This window comes from Shewanella sp. GutCb (assembly GCF_002836135.1).
Lineage (GTDB): Bacteria > Pseudomonadota > Gammaproteobacteria > Enterobacterales > Shewanellaceae > Shewanella.
Window position 1 is genome coordinate 137,177 of sequence record NZ_PJBL01000026.1, and the last position, 15,731, is coordinate 152,907.

Annotated in this window: 13 protein-coding genes; 7 read left to right on the top strand and 6 right to left on the bottom strand. The window is 43.7% G+C overall.

The features are described from left to right. Positions 1–192 precede the first annotated feature (192 nt). The gene (locus tag CXF86_RS15990) at positions 193–2,295 is read left to right on the top strand and encodes a glycoside hydrolase family 97 protein (protein WP_102039491.1); all 2,103 of its coding nucleotides are present in this window, start codon (positions 193–195) and stop codon (positions 2,293–2,295) included. Between the two features lie 127 nt (positions 2,296–2,422). Here CXF86_RS15990 and CXF86_RS15995 read toward each other — a convergent pair whose 3' ends face one another. Beyond that, complete coding sequence (locus tag CXF86_RS15995) at positions 2,423–2,935, bottom strand: aldolase/citrate lyase/malate synthase family protein (RefSeq protein WP_101090935.1); 513 nt, start codon at positions 2,933–2,935, stop codon at positions 2,423–2,425. A gap of 157 nt (positions 2,936–3,092) precedes the next feature. Here CXF86_RS15995 and CXF86_RS16000 point away from each other — a divergent pair, with 157 nt between their 5' ends. Next, complete coding sequence (locus CXF86_RS16000; protein WP_101090936.1) at positions 3,093–4,628, top strand: DUF3612 domain-containing protein; 1,536 nt, start codon at positions 3,093–3,095, stop codon at positions 4,626–4,628. Between the two features lie 10 nt (positions 4,629–4,638). On the opposite strand, the gene CXF86_RS16005 is transcribed toward CXF86_RS16000, so the two are convergent. Beyond that, on the bottom strand, positions 4,639–5,001 hold the full coding sequence (locus CXF86_RS16005) for a hypothetical protein (protein WP_257985391.1): 363 nt from the start codon (positions 4,999–5,001) through the stop codon (positions 4,639–4,641). Positions 5,002–5,349: 348 nt separating this feature from the next. On the opposite strand from CXF86_RS16005, the gene CXF86_RS16010 reads away from it, so the two are divergent. The 3 genes from CXF86_RS16010 (at position 5,350) to CXF86_RS22790 (ending at position 9,977) form a co-directional block, all read left to right on the top strand. Then, complete coding sequence (locus CXF86_RS16010) at positions 5,350–6,918, top strand: MFS transporter (protein ID WP_102039492.1); 1,569 nt, start codon at positions 5,350–5,352, stop codon at positions 6,916–6,918. Between the two features lie 97 nt (positions 6,919–7,015). Continuing rightward, complete coding sequence (locus CXF86_RS16015; protein ID WP_374702342.1) at positions 7,016–9,517, top strand: glycoside hydrolase family 15 protein; 2,502 nt, start codon at positions 7,016–7,018, stop codon at positions 9,515–9,517. Between the two features lie 286 nt (positions 9,518–9,803). Continuing rightward, positions 9,804–9,977, top strand: a complete 174-nt coding sequence (locus tag CXF86_RS22790; protein ID WP_180961087.1) for a hypothetical protein — start codon at positions 9,804–9,806, stop codon at positions 9,975–9,977. Between the two features lie 176 nt (positions 9,978–10,153). On the opposite strand, the gene CXF86_RS16025 is transcribed toward CXF86_RS22790, so the two are convergent. Together CXF86_RS16025 and CXF86_RS16030 are read right to left on the bottom strand one after the other, a co-directional pair. Next, complete coding sequence (locus CXF86_RS16025) at positions 10,154–10,666, bottom strand: GNAT family N-acetyltransferase (protein ID WP_101090939.1); 513 nt, start codon at positions 10,664–10,666, stop codon at positions 10,154–10,156. 68 nt (positions 10,667–10,734) lie between these two features. Next, complete coding sequence (locus tag CXF86_RS16030) at positions 10,735–11,283, bottom strand: transcription elongation factor GreAB (RefSeq protein WP_257985392.1); 549 nt, start codon at positions 11,281–11,283, stop codon at positions 10,735–10,737. A gap of 195 nt (positions 11,284–11,478) precedes the next feature. Here CXF86_RS16030 and CXF86_RS16035 point away from each other — a divergent pair, with 195 nt between their 5' ends. Beyond that, positions 11,479–12,408, top strand: a complete 930-nt coding sequence (locus CXF86_RS16035; protein WP_257985394.1) for a transporter — start codon at positions 11,479–11,481, stop codon at positions 12,406–12,408. 127 nt (positions 12,409–12,535) lie between these two features. Here CXF86_RS16035 and CXF86_RS16040 read toward each other — a convergent pair whose 3' ends face one another. After that, entirely contained in the window at positions 12,536–13,681 is a 1,146-nt protein-coding gene (locus CXF86_RS16040) for a ribosomal protein uL16 3-hydroxylase (protein ID WP_102039494.1), read from the bottom strand. A gap of 196 nt (positions 13,682–13,877) precedes the next feature. Here CXF86_RS16040 and CXF86_RS16045 point away from each other — a divergent pair, with 196 nt between their 5' ends. Continuing rightward, entirely contained in the window at positions 13,878–14,546 is a 669-nt protein-coding gene (locus CXF86_RS16045) for a 3'-5' exonuclease (protein WP_101090941.1), read from the top strand. 52 nt (positions 14,547–14,598) lie between these two features. On the opposite strand, the gene CXF86_RS16050 is transcribed toward CXF86_RS16045, so the two are convergent. Beyond that, positions 14,599–15,615 (bottom strand): LacI family DNA-binding transcriptional regulator, encoded by a 1,017-nt coding sequence (locus CXF86_RS16050; protein ID WP_101090942.1) that lies wholly within the window; start codon positions 15,613–15,615, stop codon positions 14,599–14,601. Positions 15,616–15,731 lie beyond the last annotated feature (116 nt).

A 15,731-nucleotide genomic window follows, 5' to 3' on the forward strand; every position in this document is an offset into this window, starting at 1 on the left:
ATCTTAATAAAGCGCGTATCTCTTGAGAAGGCACAAATTTAGTGACTTTTTTTTATCTCTGCCAACACAGCGCTAGATACAGATTTGAATACGTATGCAGTCCATTGCAGCCACTTCAATATTCAACTTAGTATGCTTACAACAACAAAATTCTTAATTCAAAAACAATAATTCAAGAAAAAGGATTGCACAATGACAACTCGGCACCCTGCATATAAGGCCCTAGATAGGCGTTCATCCCCTGTTAAACTAACCACCATGGCCATTACCGCTTCTTTGCTGGTCAGTGCATTTACAAGTCATTGTGCGTTAGCTAAAAGCGTTTCGTTGACCTCACCCAATAAACAAATTGTTGTCACGCTATCAGATGACAATGGCCAGCCAGAATATTCCGTTGAATTTCAAGGGCAAGAGGTCATTACTCCGTCTAGACTCGGACTGGTTTTTAAATCGTTGGGGGAATTTGGTCAAGGTTTTAAAATAGAACAAAGCAAACACAGCTCAACTGAAAACCGTTGGCAGCAACCTTGGGGTGAGCAAGAGTGGATTGAAGATAATTATCATCAAATCACCACTACGCTCAGTAATGGACAATACCAACTCAAACTGCACTTTAAAGCATTCAACGATGGTATTGGCTTTCGTTATGAACTGCCTAAGCAAAGTGAGCTTGACCAATTAGTCATTACCAATGAGCTCACTGAATTTTCAGTGCCTAAAGCTGAACAAGCTCAGGCTTGGTGGATCCCAGCCCGCGGCTGGAATCGCTATGAATATCTATATAGCAATACCACACTCGACAAAGTCACCAATGTGCATACGCCATTGACTTTTAAGTTGGCATCGGGCGTCCACATGAGTATTCATGAAGCCGCATTGGTCGATTATGCTGCAATGACGCTCAATCAACGCCGCACTGGTAAGCTAAAGGCAGATCTAACCCCTTGGTCAGATGGCAGCTTAGTTAAAACCCAAGCAGGATTTAAAACCCCTTGGCGTACCATTCAGATCAGTGATAATGCGACGGGTTTATTAAACTCAAATTTGATCCTAAATTTAAACGAGCCCAACAAACTCGGCGATGTCAGCTGGGTGGAACCGGGTAAGTATGTTGGTATTTGGTGGGGCATGCACCTCAATGAAAACACCTGGGGCTCAGGTGAAAAACACGGTGCAACCACGAGTGAAACCAAGCGCTATATGGATTTTGCTGCAGCTAACAGATTCGATGGCGTACTGGTTGAAGGTTGGAATATTGGTTGGGACGGTAGCTGGTTCCATAATGGCGATGTGTTTAGCTTTACTCAGGCCTACGCTGATTTCGATCTCAAAGCCGTAAGTGATTACGGCAAGGAAAAAGGGGTTAAACTGATAGGTCACCATGAAACATCAGGTTCTGTGACCAATTACCGTAACCAGATGCAAGATGCTTATGATCTCTATCAAAAGCATGGCGTTAGCCAAATAAAAACCGGTTATGTGGCTGATGGTGGTGGTATTAAACGCGTAGATGAAAACGGCATTACTCGACATGAATGGCATGATGGCCAGTTTATGGCTGGCGAATACCTTCACAGTGTTAAAGAAGCTGCGAAACGTCACATCAGTATCAACACTCATGAACCGATAAAGGATACTGGCCTTCGCCGCACTTACCCAAACTGGATCGCCCGCGAGGGTGCCCGTGGTCAAGAGTTCAATGCGTGGGGCACTCCGCCTAATAACCCCTCTCACACCACAACGCTGGCCTACACCCGCATGTTGTCAGGGCCAATGGATTTCACTCCCGGCATTTTTGATTTAGCGCCAAAAGGGCTTGATGCTGTTAACCGTGTACAAACCACCTTAACTAAGCAGTTGGCCTTATATGTTGTACTTTACAGCCCGATACAGATGGCGGCAGATCTACCAAGAAACTATGTTGAGCGCTTAGATGCTTTTCAATTTATTAAAGACGTACCAACCGATTGGAGCAACAGCGTCGCGTTAGCAGGTGAAGTTGGTGAGTTTGTGGTATTTGCCAGACAAGAGCGAAACGGTAGCAGTGAAGGTAAGGACTGGTACCTTGGTGCAATTACCGATGATAATGCCAGAGATGTCGACGTTAAATTAGACTTTCTAACCCAAGGGGTTCGCTACCGGGCTGAAATCTATCGTGACGGTAAAGATGCTGATTGGCGTACTAATCCTTACGACTATGTTATCGAAAGCGAAATTGTTAGCCGTGATCAGTTATTAACCCTCTCACTTGCGTCAAGCGGCGGTACTGCAATCAGATTTAAGGCGCTTAATTAAACAAGATAGCCAAACAGCCCAAACGTAAACAGAAAGACGAGTCACATCTCATCTTTATCACTAAAAAAGCCCTTGTTAAAGGGCTTTTTTGTTCGTCGCTATAACAATCCATTAAAAGTTTATTCGACTAACGCTTTAACTCATAGTCGCTACCGTCTTTGGCGGTAAAGACTTGATCGAGTACCGATGACGCTACGATAGAGTTTTCAACATTGACCAAACTAATCCAGTACTGATGACCTTCAACTAAGATATCTTCAATATTGGCACAATCCTGTGCGCCCTTTTCACTTTTGCTGTCGAACGTCATTTCAACATGAACGCCATTGTCTTTAAGCAAAATGGCTGTTGGCTCACTCTTATAGCCGTTAAGTGCAACGAACTGCTTTGGGCAACGTAAGCCTGTTTGGCTACCGTCTTTCATAAACACTAATAGCTGTTGATAGTAGACAACATAACTACAAGCGTCTTTATGTGATCCTATTGCTAGCGGAAACTTATTATCCAAAAAGGTTTTAGCACAGGGTGTTGTTGTGTCATTTGCTGCCTGGCTGACAACATTCACATCAGCAAATTCTGCACCAATATATAGATTGTTCTCGTGGTTATTTGCAGTATTATTGATTGTTGATATATCCATAGCCCTGTCCTCATTCAATCCTAAAATAGGTCGTTCATCGTTGCTAACTTCATTTGCTTTCAAAAAACTTGTTCGTTTTCTGACTGCTTGATTTGTAGTCTAGTGCAAATTTCATTACAATTTCACAATAAAAATTTTACACTGTGAATTTTACAATATGAAAAGTAATCAGAGCTTGATCAGAAAGTCACATTTTCTCGGTACCAAGATTAGAAATTTGCGTAAAAGAAATCACCTTACAATGGAAGATCTGTCTGCCCGTTGTGTGCGTGTTGATCCTGAGTCAGCCCCCTCTGTATCTTACCTTTCGATGATTGAACGGGGTAAACGCGTGCCCAGTGCTGGCATGTTAGCCGTCATTGCCACAGTGTTCCAAAAAGAGGTTGATTGGTTCCTCGATGATGTACCTGAAGACGATGCGATCACCCCTGATAAGGGTCGTCGAGGTGGTATAAGTGGTATGGCTTTAGAACCCAGTTTTCTGTTTTCGAGTGATATTTTGCAGATTGCCATACCCGAAATGTTGTCACAAACAGGTACAACAGGGCGTGAATTTGCCCATTTACTCATTCGGGCCCACCAAGAGCACCATCAAAATCACTTCCCTGATCTCGAACGTGCAGCTGAAGAGGTCGGTCAAAAGCGGTTACCACTCGCGTTAGAGGACATAAAAGATATTGCCAAATCGTTAGGGCTTAAACTTAAGTGGATCGACAGAACGCCGCAAGAAGTCGTCGACGAAATGGGGGTCAGCACCGCCCATGTAGTGACATCATTTTTTGAGCCACCCTCAACCATCTACCTGAACAAGATGCTTAAATCCTATCCAACACGACTCAAGTACGACCTGTCAGTGCATATTGGTCATTGTGTATTACACAACAAAGACGGTTTAAAATGCGTTCTAACAGCAGGCCGCCGCCATACTGCTGCGCATGAAGAGATAGCCACCCCAGCATCATCGACGTTAAATGCCCAAGATATTTTGCATGCTTGGCGTGATTTTGAATCAAGCTTTTTTGCCGGCGCACTGCTTTGCCCTAAAGTGCCGTTTAGGCAACTACTTGACCGACATGGTTATGAAATTAACGTCAATAAAACCGTTGGTGTCTCGGCTTCTGTAGCCATGCGTCGTATGACGGTAGTATCCCCTTATCCTCATTGGCATTACTTTGATGCCTATGCACCGGGTAAATTAAAAGCTGTTTACCGTGGTAACGGCATTCCCCTGCCATGGGGCAACATGCGGGTGGTCGAAGACCCTTGCCAGCATTGGGCCGTATTTAGAATGATAAACGAACCACAAGTTGGAACATCTGCACAAATATCTATTTTGGATGTGGCTCAAGAGCCAAGGATCTATTGCTGTGAGTCGATAAAAGTTGAAGATATGGCGGGTAACAATCACGTGCTCTGCGCAGGTATCGATCTTAACCCCGCCATTGATGCCCAAGGCGGTGATGCTGCTTCTATCGCTGCAGAACTAAAACAGATCTGTGCAGACAATAGCGGTTCAGTAGATATGCCTAAACATATTAAACAAAACCTAATGAGCGTCGCAAAAATTCTAAATATCAATTGGGTAGAACGTGGCATTCAAAACGAAGCACGGCTGATCTGTTCACGCGGTGCCGTTTGCCCAAGACAACCGAGCTGTTATCAAGCAGGCAAAGCCTTATGTGAAGAAGCCTAATGCCGCTGGTTCAATCGTTAACAGGCGAACCATAGGCTATCGCATGCACACTTATACATTGCTCTGAATAGCCAAATTGAATTGAAAGCGTATCGTCAATGATCATGTCAGCCAATATGACGGTACCTTCAATTTTTTGCTTTGCCTGGTTAATCGCCGCCAATGTGGAAACACTCTCATCTATTGGCACTAAATATAAAAACTGTGTCTGGCAACTTTCACCCACCACTGGCCCTAAGTTTACCAGCCGTTCTTGTTGAGCCGGTGTTTGATAGGTTTTACTGGTAAATGAACCATGGTTTGCAACATTACAGCCAGATATTAAAAAAAATATCGATATAACAATCAGTTGCAATTTAAAACTCTTCAGCATCCGCTAAGACTCCGTTAATAATGTGTTTCATTAGAGTTAAATGCACGGCATGAATACGTATGTATTGTGTTGTGCCTAATTCCAGCTCAAGGGTAACATGAAATTCTACTTTTATTCATGTTCAGCTTGTGGTGTGGACGATAGAAGTAGGGTCGTTTCTAGCAATTTATATTGTTAGCTTTCACCCTTTTCTAACAAAATACAGCAGAACTACGCTAACTAGTAGGTCTGTGACTTTGTTAATGACAGAGGTTTAAGGTAACTGCCAGCAAAGGTCGCAGGCAGCTGCCTATTTTTTAATCGTGATTCGACCAACAATAATAATTATAAACCTGAAAGGGATGGTTCATGTCTGATACAAAGCCGTTACTACACCAGAAACCTCAGCTCAGTTTTTGGCAAATATTCAACATGTGTTTTGGGTTTCTAGGCATTCAATTTGGCTTTGCACTGCAAAATGCCAATGTTAGCCGTATTTTTCAAACGCTTGGGGCATCAATTGATGATATTCCCATTCTATGGATAGCAGCCCCACTGACAGGGCTTATCGTACAGCCTATTATCGGCTACCTAAGTGATAACACCTGGGGTAAATGGGGCCGTAGACGTCCCTTCTTTGTTCTTGGTGCAGTCTGCACTACCCTCGCACTTTTCGTCATGCCCCACTCGCCCGCACTATGGGTCGCGGCAGGAATGCTGTGGATCATGGATGCATCGATAAACATTGCAATGGAACCTTTTCGCGCTTTTGTCGGCGATAACTTGCCCAATAAACAGCGCACTCTTGGTTATGCGATGCAAAGCTTCTTCATTGGCATTGGCGCTGTTATCGCCTCAGCACTGCCTTATGTCTTGACTAACTTTTTCGACGTTAGCAATACAGCACCCGCTGGTGAAATAGCAGATTCGGTACGTTACGCCTTCTATTTTGGTGGCGCGGTGCTGTTTTTAGCGGTGATGTGGACCGTTTTTTCAACCAAAGAATACTCACCAGAAGAGCTCGCTTTATTTGAACAACATTCAGATCAGAATATCGATACAGAGAGAACTGGGCTACGTGATGCGCACCAGTATCAAAACGGCAGTGTTTTATGGACCAGCATAGGTATCTTGTTCACCGCAGCAATTTGGCTATTAGAATGGGATAAACAACTGTTTATCTTGAGCTTAGGCATCTTGTTTTTCGGACCGCTTCAATATTACTGTGCACAAAAAGTAAAGGCACTACAGAGTCATAGCCAAGAAAATAATGAAACAAACAACCACAAAAAAAGTCGTGAAAAGCAGGGGTTAATCTTTAGTGTTGTAGATGACCTTTTTAATATGCCTAAGGCGATGTCTCAACTGGCACTGGTGCAATTTTTCTCTTGGTTCGCACTATTCTCAATGTGGATTTATACCACAGCAGCGGTTACCGATCACCACTATGGTACTCAAGATGTGCTATCTAAAGCCTACAATGATGGTGCAGATTGGGTCGGTTTATTGTTTGCCGTCTATAACGGATTTGCAGCCATTGCAGCCATTTTCATTCCCATCGTCGCTAAAAAATGTGGCCTCAAAGTCACCCATTGCATCAATCTATTTTGCGGTGGCCTTGGTCTTATCAGTTTTATATTTATCAATGATCCAAGCTTACTTTGGCTACCGATGATAGGCGTTGGTATTGCTTGGGCTTCGATTCTATCTATCCCGTATGCAATGCTATCGAATGCTCTACCGGCCAAGAAAATGGGCGTCTATATGGGCATATTCAACTTCTTTATTGTGATCCCACAGCTGCTAGCCGCCAGTGTTTTAGGCCTTATCTTACGGATCTGCTTTGATGGCCAACCTATCTACGCACTTATTAGCGGCGGCATTTTTATGATGATAGCGGGCATTGCCGTACTTAGAGTTAATGTCGATGGTCATTAATCACTTGCTGTAACGCTTAGGCTATAAACGCTGTTCTGACGGACAGAGCCAATAAGAAATAACTAAAAAAGATAGATAATTAATAAGGTTTTTGGGGATGAAAATGACAAGATCGATAAAACTAACACATAAAATATTGGCCACTGCGATCAGTATGAGCTTAATGCTTACAGGTTGCGGTGAGCAATCAACGGAAACAACTGCTCTTCCCCTTGCAACAGATATAAGCCTACAAGACACGGTAGCACCCGGAATACCTGGCGCAGAGCCCACTTGGGCATTTGCAGGAAAAACAGGGATCGGCACCTCATACGAACCTTATGTCGATGGCCGTTACCAAAACACCGCTGAAAACCCGCTGAGCCGTGTTTGGTTTTCATTGGCACAAGGTGTCGTTACCGAGACCATGTTTGGCCTTATCCATAATGCTCAGCTTAAAGAGATGCAATTTGTCATTACGGGTAACGGCTTTGTCGATACCGAGAAAGAAGATACCCTGCACTCGATTGAGTATTTACATACCGACGAACAGGGCCGACCATTATCACTTGCATATAAACTCATTAATAAAGACCGCGACGGTAAATACCAGATAGAGAAACACATTTTTACCGACCCTGATCGCGATACCTTGATGATGAAAGTGATCTTTACCGCTTTCGAAGCAGGAGTAACACCTTATCTTTATGTTAACCCCCATATTGATAACAGCGGCGCCAATGATATTGCACGCTATGACAGTGCCAACGAGCTGTTTTCAGTCTCAACTTCAGTGACCGACACCAGCGTCATGACCGTTAAATCAAATCTCGGTTTTGAGCAAGCCAGTGTCGGCTTTGTCGGTAAATCTGACGGATTAACAGATTTACGGCAAAACGGAGAGATGAATTGGCGTTACACCAATACCAGCGACGCTAATCAAGGCGGCAATGTTGCACTAACGGCGCAGTATCCGAGCCCGATAATTGAATCAGGTCAACACGCCGCTAGTATCAGTTTTGATGTTGTTTTAGGTTTTGGCAAAGACATAGAGATTAGCGTAGCAAACGCCAATAATACCCTTGCTCGAGGCAGTGATAACGTATTGGCCGCTTTTAATGGTGAAGGTGAACATCTTGGCTGGGAAGATTATCTTCGCTCGCTACCCGCGCTCACCAGAATGGTTGATACCACGACCGATAACGGTAAGTTGCTGTTTGCCAGTGCACTAGTGCTAAAAGCACAAGAAGACAAGACCCACGCAGGGGCACTGATTGCCTCTTTATCAAACCCGTGGGGAGATACCGTATCTGCAAAAGTCGGTAGTACGGGTTACAAAGCCGTCTGGCCTCGTGACTTTTACCACTGCGCCATGGCATTTCTTGCCATGGGTGATACTCAAACTCCTAAAACCGCCTTTGAGTACTTAGAAAAAGTGCAAGTCACAGCACAGACGCCTGGCTATTCAGGCACGCCCGGCTGGTTTTTACAAAAGACCCACGTTGATGGGCAGATTGAATGGGTGGGTGTACAGCTAGATCAAACTGCCATGCCGATTATGCTTGGTTGGAAGCTATGGCAAGCGGGCGTATTGTCAGATATTGAAATAACCTACTGGTACCATAAAATGCTAAAACCGGCTGCCGAGTTCTTGGTTAATGGCGGAGAGGTGAATTTAGACTGGAATCACACAAATATTACCCCTTTGAGAACACAGCAAGAGCGTTGGGAGGAGCAACAAGGTTACTCACCATCGACAACCGCTGCGGTAATTTCAGGCCTTATTACTGCCAGTGATATCGCATCCCACGTGGGTGACACCACAGCCGCTAGTTTATATTTAAGCACCGCCAAAGAGATGCAAAGTAAAATAGCCAAGTTGATGGTCACCACATCAGGGCAACTTTCAGCAACCGCTAAAGAGCCAGTTAGCGCTCAGCCCTATTTTGTCAGGCTCGCTCCCAATGGTGAACCCAATAGCAACACTAAACTCGGCGACAACAATGGTAGAGCGGGCCTTGATCAGCGCCTTATCCTTGATGGTGGTTTTTTAGAACTGGTTCGATACGGTGTTACAGCGGCGAATGATCAGACCATAACCAACAGCGTTAGCTTGATTGATAACACCAATTTAGAAGACAACTTAAGAGTCAAATACCAGTTCAGAGCTAAAGATGGCTCACTCATCCCAGGCTATCGCCGCTACGGAAATGATGGCTATGGTGAAGACCAGATCAACGGCGAAAGTTATGCAGAAAAAGGTAAAAACACGCCTGGTCAACGTGGACGAGTCTGGCCTTTCTTTACCGGGGAACGTGGTCACTTTGAACTTGCCAAAGCGATTAAAACAAACAGTTTAAACAGTGATAGCCACAAAGCACTGATTCAAACGTATGTACAAGGCATGGAAACCTTTGCCAACGAAGGTTTAATGTTACCCGAGCAAGCATGGGATGGCGTCGGCAATCCTACTCGCTATCAGTACACAAAAGGCCAAGGCACAAACTCTGCCACACCACTGGCTTGGACACATGCTGAATATATTAAGCTTGTGCGTTCGATGTCAGATAAGCAGGTTTGGGATAATTACAGTGTCGTGACTGACAAGTTAAATAACTGATAAAACTATTATAAATCATCATTGACGAATAAATTTAAAAGCCTGTTAGCATGAATCTAACGGGCTTTTTTAATCACCTAAGCAAGCCTTTATTCAAACTGTTGATTCAAAACGTCTATTAGAACCTAGTATTAAAGCAGAACCGTCAATATTACCGACTTAAGCCTCTGTCGGACTTTAGCAACGCATATTGATACTCACTGCCCCATTGCCTTTTAAAAAAAATGTTATTTACGAAATGAACTTCCCGGCGAAAGCCGACTCTTTCTAACAATTTATAAGCCGCATGATTGTCGCAATCGGTGGTCGCAATGATCCGATACTTGTTCATCGTATTAAACAGGTGATCCATAAAGCCGAAAGTGATTTACTGCCAATACCTTTCTTGGTTTTCCGGTGCCAAGGTAAAACCCCTGGCGACCTCCCCAATGTGTGCCCTGCATTGAGTCATATCATTTAATGGCATCATCATAGGTGTAATTGCTCCAGCTTTGATATTGTGCAACCAAAGGTATTGCTCGATAGCGAGCAAAGGTTTGCAGATCGCTCTTTCGAATTGACGAATAGTTACATTACCTATTTCTACTATAATGGACATCTTTAGTGACTCGACTGGCTCTTGAATTAACGGATCTTTTAATCAACTGATAGTGTAAATAAACGGCTTTCTTCATCATACGCCGCCAATTTTTCGATTTGACTAAAGACAAACCCTAATGCCTCTAGTGCCTTTATCGATGCTTGATTAGACATCGATGTTACCGCAATAAACGCTTTAGCATTCAACTGTTGTTTGCCGTACTCCAGCACGGATGTTGCCGCTTCCCGTGCATAACCTTTCGACCAAAATGCGTTAGCAAAGCCATAACCAAGCTCATAGTCATCCCGATAGTCTCTGCGGATCAAACCACAGATCCCAATCGGCGTACCAACATCGCGCAGTGCGACTAAGTACATACCATAACCATTGTCTTGATAACTTTTAGTAAAGCTGTTGGCTATATATTCGATCGCTTTTTCGACAGTATAAACTTGCTTATCACCTATCCCCTCGATGAAACTAGGCTCGTTATAGAGCGCCATAATAAACTCGGCATCGGCTGAGGTGACTTCTCTCAAAATAAGCCGCTCGGTGGTAATTAATGCCATATAAATCCTTTTGAGTTAATTACTATTCGGTTTAGTGGTTAACGCTAAGCGTTTTCTTAAATTAGAGACTAGATTATTGCACTGATTTCATAGCAATGGATCTTGTCAGCAACCGTTAGCGCTATCTCATCATTGACTTCACGTGTCAGTAATTTTTGACCTATGGGAGATAGAGGTGTTATCAGCATAAAACTTCCCGCTGCGGTCTGTACTTTTAAGCCCCCTGCACTCGGGCCCATAAACAGTCTACTGAATTTATCGTTTTCATCAATCAACTCAACCAGATCGCCTAGCGCTATTTGTTTTGCGACTTCCTTGGCTGTTGTATTTGATACGTTAAGTGATACATCGAGCAAGGCACTTGTTGCCGCTTTATGTTTCAATACGGCAAACAATTGTTCGTAAGCATGCATATCGTCTTTGCACTGAGCCACTCTCACTGACTGACCGTGAGCAAGGTATGATGCTTCTAAGCCAAAAGTATCGTACTTATTTTCAGCGACACTTTCGCTGCCAGTCGCCGTGTCATGGGCACGTTTAGCCGCATCAACGGCATCTTGATGCGCTGTTGCGAGGGCTTGTTGAATTGACTGTTCAATGGATATTCTTGGTAACACTTAACGACCTATTTGAGTGACTTCGATTGATTTTGCGATTTTAGAAAAACTGCTTGTGAGTATCTCTTTAATATTAAGCAGCATAACATGCTTGATTAAGCTGACAAATTGGTTAACTTAGAGTGTGAATCAACGTTTTAGTTAACAACTGAGCAGCTTAAGCGTTACTCATTATTTATCAAGTAAGGATACTGGTTGAATATTAGTCAACAATATAAGCATCGTTTAATCGTTCCCGCTAAAGTGCTAGCGCTTGTCACGCTTTTTAGCTGCGGAACGTTTTGCTTTGCACAAGATTTAGAACCCAGAAGTTATACCAATATCCCCATTGGGATGAATTTTTTAGTCGTGGGTGTAGCCCACTCAGAAGGTGATCTATCACCCGCTCCTTCAGCACCGATTGATAATGCCGATCTCAGCATAGATGCTGGGGTTGTAGGTTATGCTCATACTTTTGCCTTAGCGGGACGCTCAGCAAAAATAGACATGACAGCCAGCCGTATCTGCTACAAAGGCAGCGCCGATTTTCAAGGTCAGCGTGTCAGCGCAGACCGATGCGGTTATGGCGACCCCAACATTCGACTCTCTTGGAATTTTTACGGTGCGCCAGCATTAAAGCCGCAAGACTTCAGTGCTTGGCAACAAGGAGTGGTCGTTGGCACCAGTCTGCAGCTTACCCTACCCATTGGATCGTACGATAAAGATAAGTTAATTAATTCAGGGGCAAATCGCTGGGTATTTAGACCAGGAATAGGCATGTCCCACAAACTGGGAGATTGGTATTACGACTTAATTGCATCTGTGCGCTTTTATGGCGATAACGATGCATACTTTAACGATGTGGAACTTGAACAAGAGCCACAATATACCCTACAAGGTCACTTAATTTATAACTTCAGTCGAGGTCACTGGTTGTCGCTCAATGCCAATTTTTATTTCGGCGGCGAGACTGAGAAAAATAAAATCGATTCTTTCGATTCCCAAGAAAATTCACGTTTTGGTATTACCTATTCAGCCCCAATAAACAGAAGCAATAGCATTAAACTCTACGCCAGCACAGGAGTTATAACTCAAGCAGGCAGCGATTTTGATACATTAGGGGCGGTATGGCAGTACATCTTTTAGCGCTGCCCCTACTCAATATAAGATAATTAAGCTTGTTCGCTACATCCTCCTTAAAACAATGAGCAAAAAAAGGGTTCAACGACAACAGCCACTGAACCCATTTTTAAATCTTTAGTGTTAGGTAAATTTAGTCGATATCGTCAAAATACCAGTAGCCAGCATTCACCCAAGCGGTTAATTGCTCAACCACTTCGATATCTTCTAACCACGGGCTTAAGTTCACTGCAGTTAGCTCTTGGGTATCACATAACAATGCAATCAACGCTTCTCGACTGGCTGAAAGCGTAAATTGCTCGCCATTGATATAAAGCACACCGTCAGCAACGCTTGCTTCGAAATACAGGGTACGCAGTCCGCCAAGCTTAATTAAAGGCTGCTGCTTAAGTTGCTCGGTCACATCTAAGCTTTGGAAGCCTAAACACTCTTCTGGCAAATCCAGTTCACACTTAGATTGAGTGAGGTAACGACCGCTAAACTCGCTAACTAACTTGTCATCAAGCGTGGCAAACAGTTGTTGCTTAATACGCTCAAGATCGCCGTTGTTAACAACACCAGAGTTTTCGCTTAATACACGATCAGGATCGGCAATTTGCTCATTACACATATCTTTGTCGATGATGTGGTCTGCCATAGCGCTGATCATATCTTTGGCTGACGCAGTTCTATAACCCACAGAAAAGCTCATTGATGGCTCTATCGTGACGCCGTCATGAGGGTACCCTGGCGGTAAATATAAGATATCGCCTGGTAGTAATTCAACATCAATGATGGGGTCGAATGCTTCGGTGTGCAGTAATGCTGGGTGCGCTGCAAATTCTTTATGTGGTCCAAGATCACCCACTCTCCAACGACGTCGGCCGGAACCCTGGCAAATGAATACGTCATAAAGATCGATATGTGGACCGACTCCGCCACCCGGTGTGGCATAGCTGACCATGACGTCATCTAAGCGCCAGCGTGGGATAAAATCAAAACATTTTATCAGTTCTTCAGCTTCAGGCACCCAGTTGTTAAGCGCTTGCACGATTAACGTCCAGTCTGTTTCACCAAGTTCTTCATAAGATTCAAATGGGCCAAACTCAGCTTGCCATTCATCATGTTCTTTAAACACGCGGCGTGATTCAACCACGTCTTCGCAAGCAAGCCCTGCCATCTCTTCTGGTGAAAGAAGATCTTTAAAGTTTTTAAAGCCTTGACGGATCACCAGTGGTTTCTTTTGCCAGTACTGCTCTAGAAACTGTTTTGGCGTTATACCATTTAAATCTAATTGCATATTTGTTACCCACTATAATTTGCGGCGATACTAACAAGTATTAGCATTTAGTAATTTGGTCGAGATCATAAAACGGCTGATTAGTCGTCTTAAACGACGTAATAACGCCGCGGTATGCAATTAACCACAACATTTAAATTGACTCGCTTCGCTGTAGAACTACAATAACGACAAATTTAATAGGGCGCGTAGCACATTGGCACACTTTTCAACTGCAGTAGACTCTCATCGTTTAAGCACCGAACTTAGCAGCAAAGCCAACACCGTTATTGTGTTGGATTTCGAGACCACCGGCTTATCGCCCACCCAAGGTGACCGTGCGATAGAGATCGGAGCTGTGATGTTAAAAGACGGCATTGTCATCGATAGGTTTCAAGAGTTAATGAACCCAGGGTTTCGCGTTAGCAGCTTTATCGAAAGTTACACTGGCATTAGCAATCAAATGCTCAGTAGCGCTGCACCTTGCGATGAAGTGATGGATCAATTTGCGGACTTTATCGGTGATTATAATCTGGTTGCCCACAACGCCTCTTTCGATCAACGTTTTTTAGACGCCGAACTTAAATCGATAGGTCGAGACTATAGCGGTGAATTCGCCTGTTCTATGTTAATAGCCAGAAGACTTTATCAAGATGCACCGAACCATAAACTTGGCAGTTTGATCCACTATAAGCAGATTGAACACGACGGTGTATTTCACCGAGCGTTAGCGGATTCAGAAATGACGGCGGACCTATGGTTAGTGATGCTCGATGATCTTAAACAAGATCATCATATTCAACACCCTGAATTTAAGTTGATGCAGGCAATAACCAAACAAAGCAAAGCCAACGTGCAAAGGTACTTGGCGAGCCAAGGCCGCTAGTGCTCATGAGTATGGTCTATGTGCTTCGTCAACCTTAGAACATCTTAAACTGCTAAGTTGATTGTCTAATCACAAGATTGGTCGGGATCAACTGTGGTGATACCTCTTCGCCATTAATCAGCTTTAACACGCTTTCGACTAGAATTTCTCCAGCAAGTTTGGTGTTCTGCTTAACCGTGGTTAAAGGTGGATTAGCAAAACTTGCCACTGGTATATCGTCATAGCCTACGACTGCAATATCAGCGGGTACCGATAACCCTTTGGCATTGAGCGCTCTAATTGCACCTATCGCGATAAGATCACTTGCCGCAAAAATGGCGTCAAACTTCTCGCCACTGTTAAGTAATTTATTAGTCGCCTCAAAGCCCGAGGTTTCGGTACTTATCGCTTCGAAAGGGATTGTCTCACTCGGTTTTATGTTGGCTTTTTCTAGTGCGGCCAGATGACCCAGATAACGGTCTCGAAATTCAGGGCTGTGACTTGAGGAGTCGCCCACAAAAACAATATCTTTATAACCCAGTGCCAATAGATGCTCTGTCGCGCTCATGCCGCCTTGATGATTATCACAACCTATGGTCAGAACCGACTTATGATTATGTTCAGCTCCCCAAATAACAAAGTGGGTATTTTGCTCAAGTAATCTTGCTAACTTTCTCTCGTAATCTACAAAGTCACCGTAACCAAGCAGTATGATGCCGTCGGCCTTATTACTGTCTTCGTAGTCAGCATGCCAATCACTACTTAGCTGTTGAAATGAGACCAGTAAGTCATAGCCTTTTTGGGCCGATGCGCGTGTTATAGAGCCGAGCATTGATAGGAAAAAAGGATTAATTAATGAATCATCGTTAGTTGGATCTTCACAAAGCAGCAAGGCTAGCGTTTGGCTATTTTGCATCCGCAAGTTACTGGCATTTTTATCCACTTTGTAGTTAAGCTCTTTTGCAATGGCTTGGATCCGCTGGCGCGTTTCCAAATTCACTAAAGGACTGTCTCTCAGTGCTCTAGACACTGTAGATTGAGACACCCCTGCTTTGTAGGCGATATCGATTGAGGTTGCTTTTGTGACCATAATATTTATTTAAACCTTTCTTATTATTATATAAATAACGCTATAGCACGCCTTAATTACGTCTAATTAATACCGTCAATCAATACAGTCAGGCAACCGAAGTTGCCCACTAGATA

Coding starts and splice junctions, on each gene's coding strand:
- CXF86_RS15995 (WP_101090935.1), bottom strand. CDS start 2,935: ATGGATATATCAACAATCAATAATACTGCAAATAACCACGAGAACAAT.
- CXF86_RS16025 (WP_101090939.1), bottom strand. CDS start 10,666: ATGGCATTAATTACCACCGAGCGGCTTATTTTGAGAGAAGTCACCTCA.
- CXF86_RS16000 (WP_101090936.1), top strand. CDS start 3,093: ATGAAAAGTAATCAGAGCTTGATCAGAAAGTCACATTTTCTCGGTACC.
- CXF86_RS22790 (WP_180961087.1), top strand. CDS start 9,804: ATGATTGTCGCAATCGGTGGTCGCAATGATCCGATACTTGTTCATCGT.
- CXF86_RS16015 (WP_374702342.1), top strand. CDS start 7,016: ATGAAAATGACAAGATCGATAAAACTAACACATAAAATATTGGCCACT.
- CXF86_RS16010 (WP_102039492.1), top strand. CDS start 5,350: ATGTCTGATACAAAGCCGTTACTACACCAGAAACCTCAGCTCAGTTTT.
- CXF86_RS16005 (WP_257985391.1), bottom strand. CDS start 5,001: ATGCTGAAGAGTTTTAAATTGCAACTGATTGTTATATCGATATTTTTT.
- CXF86_RS16050 (WP_101090942.1), bottom strand. CDS start 15,615: ATGGTCACAAAAGCAACCTCAATCGATATCGCCTACAAAGCAGGGGTG.
- CXF86_RS16040 (WP_102039494.1), bottom strand. CDS start 13,681: ATGCAATTAGATTTAAATGGTATAACGCCAAAACAGTTTCTAGAGCAG.
- CXF86_RS15990 (WP_102039491.1), top strand. CDS start 193: ATGACAACTCGGCACCCTGCATATAAGGCCCTAGATAGGCGTTCATCC.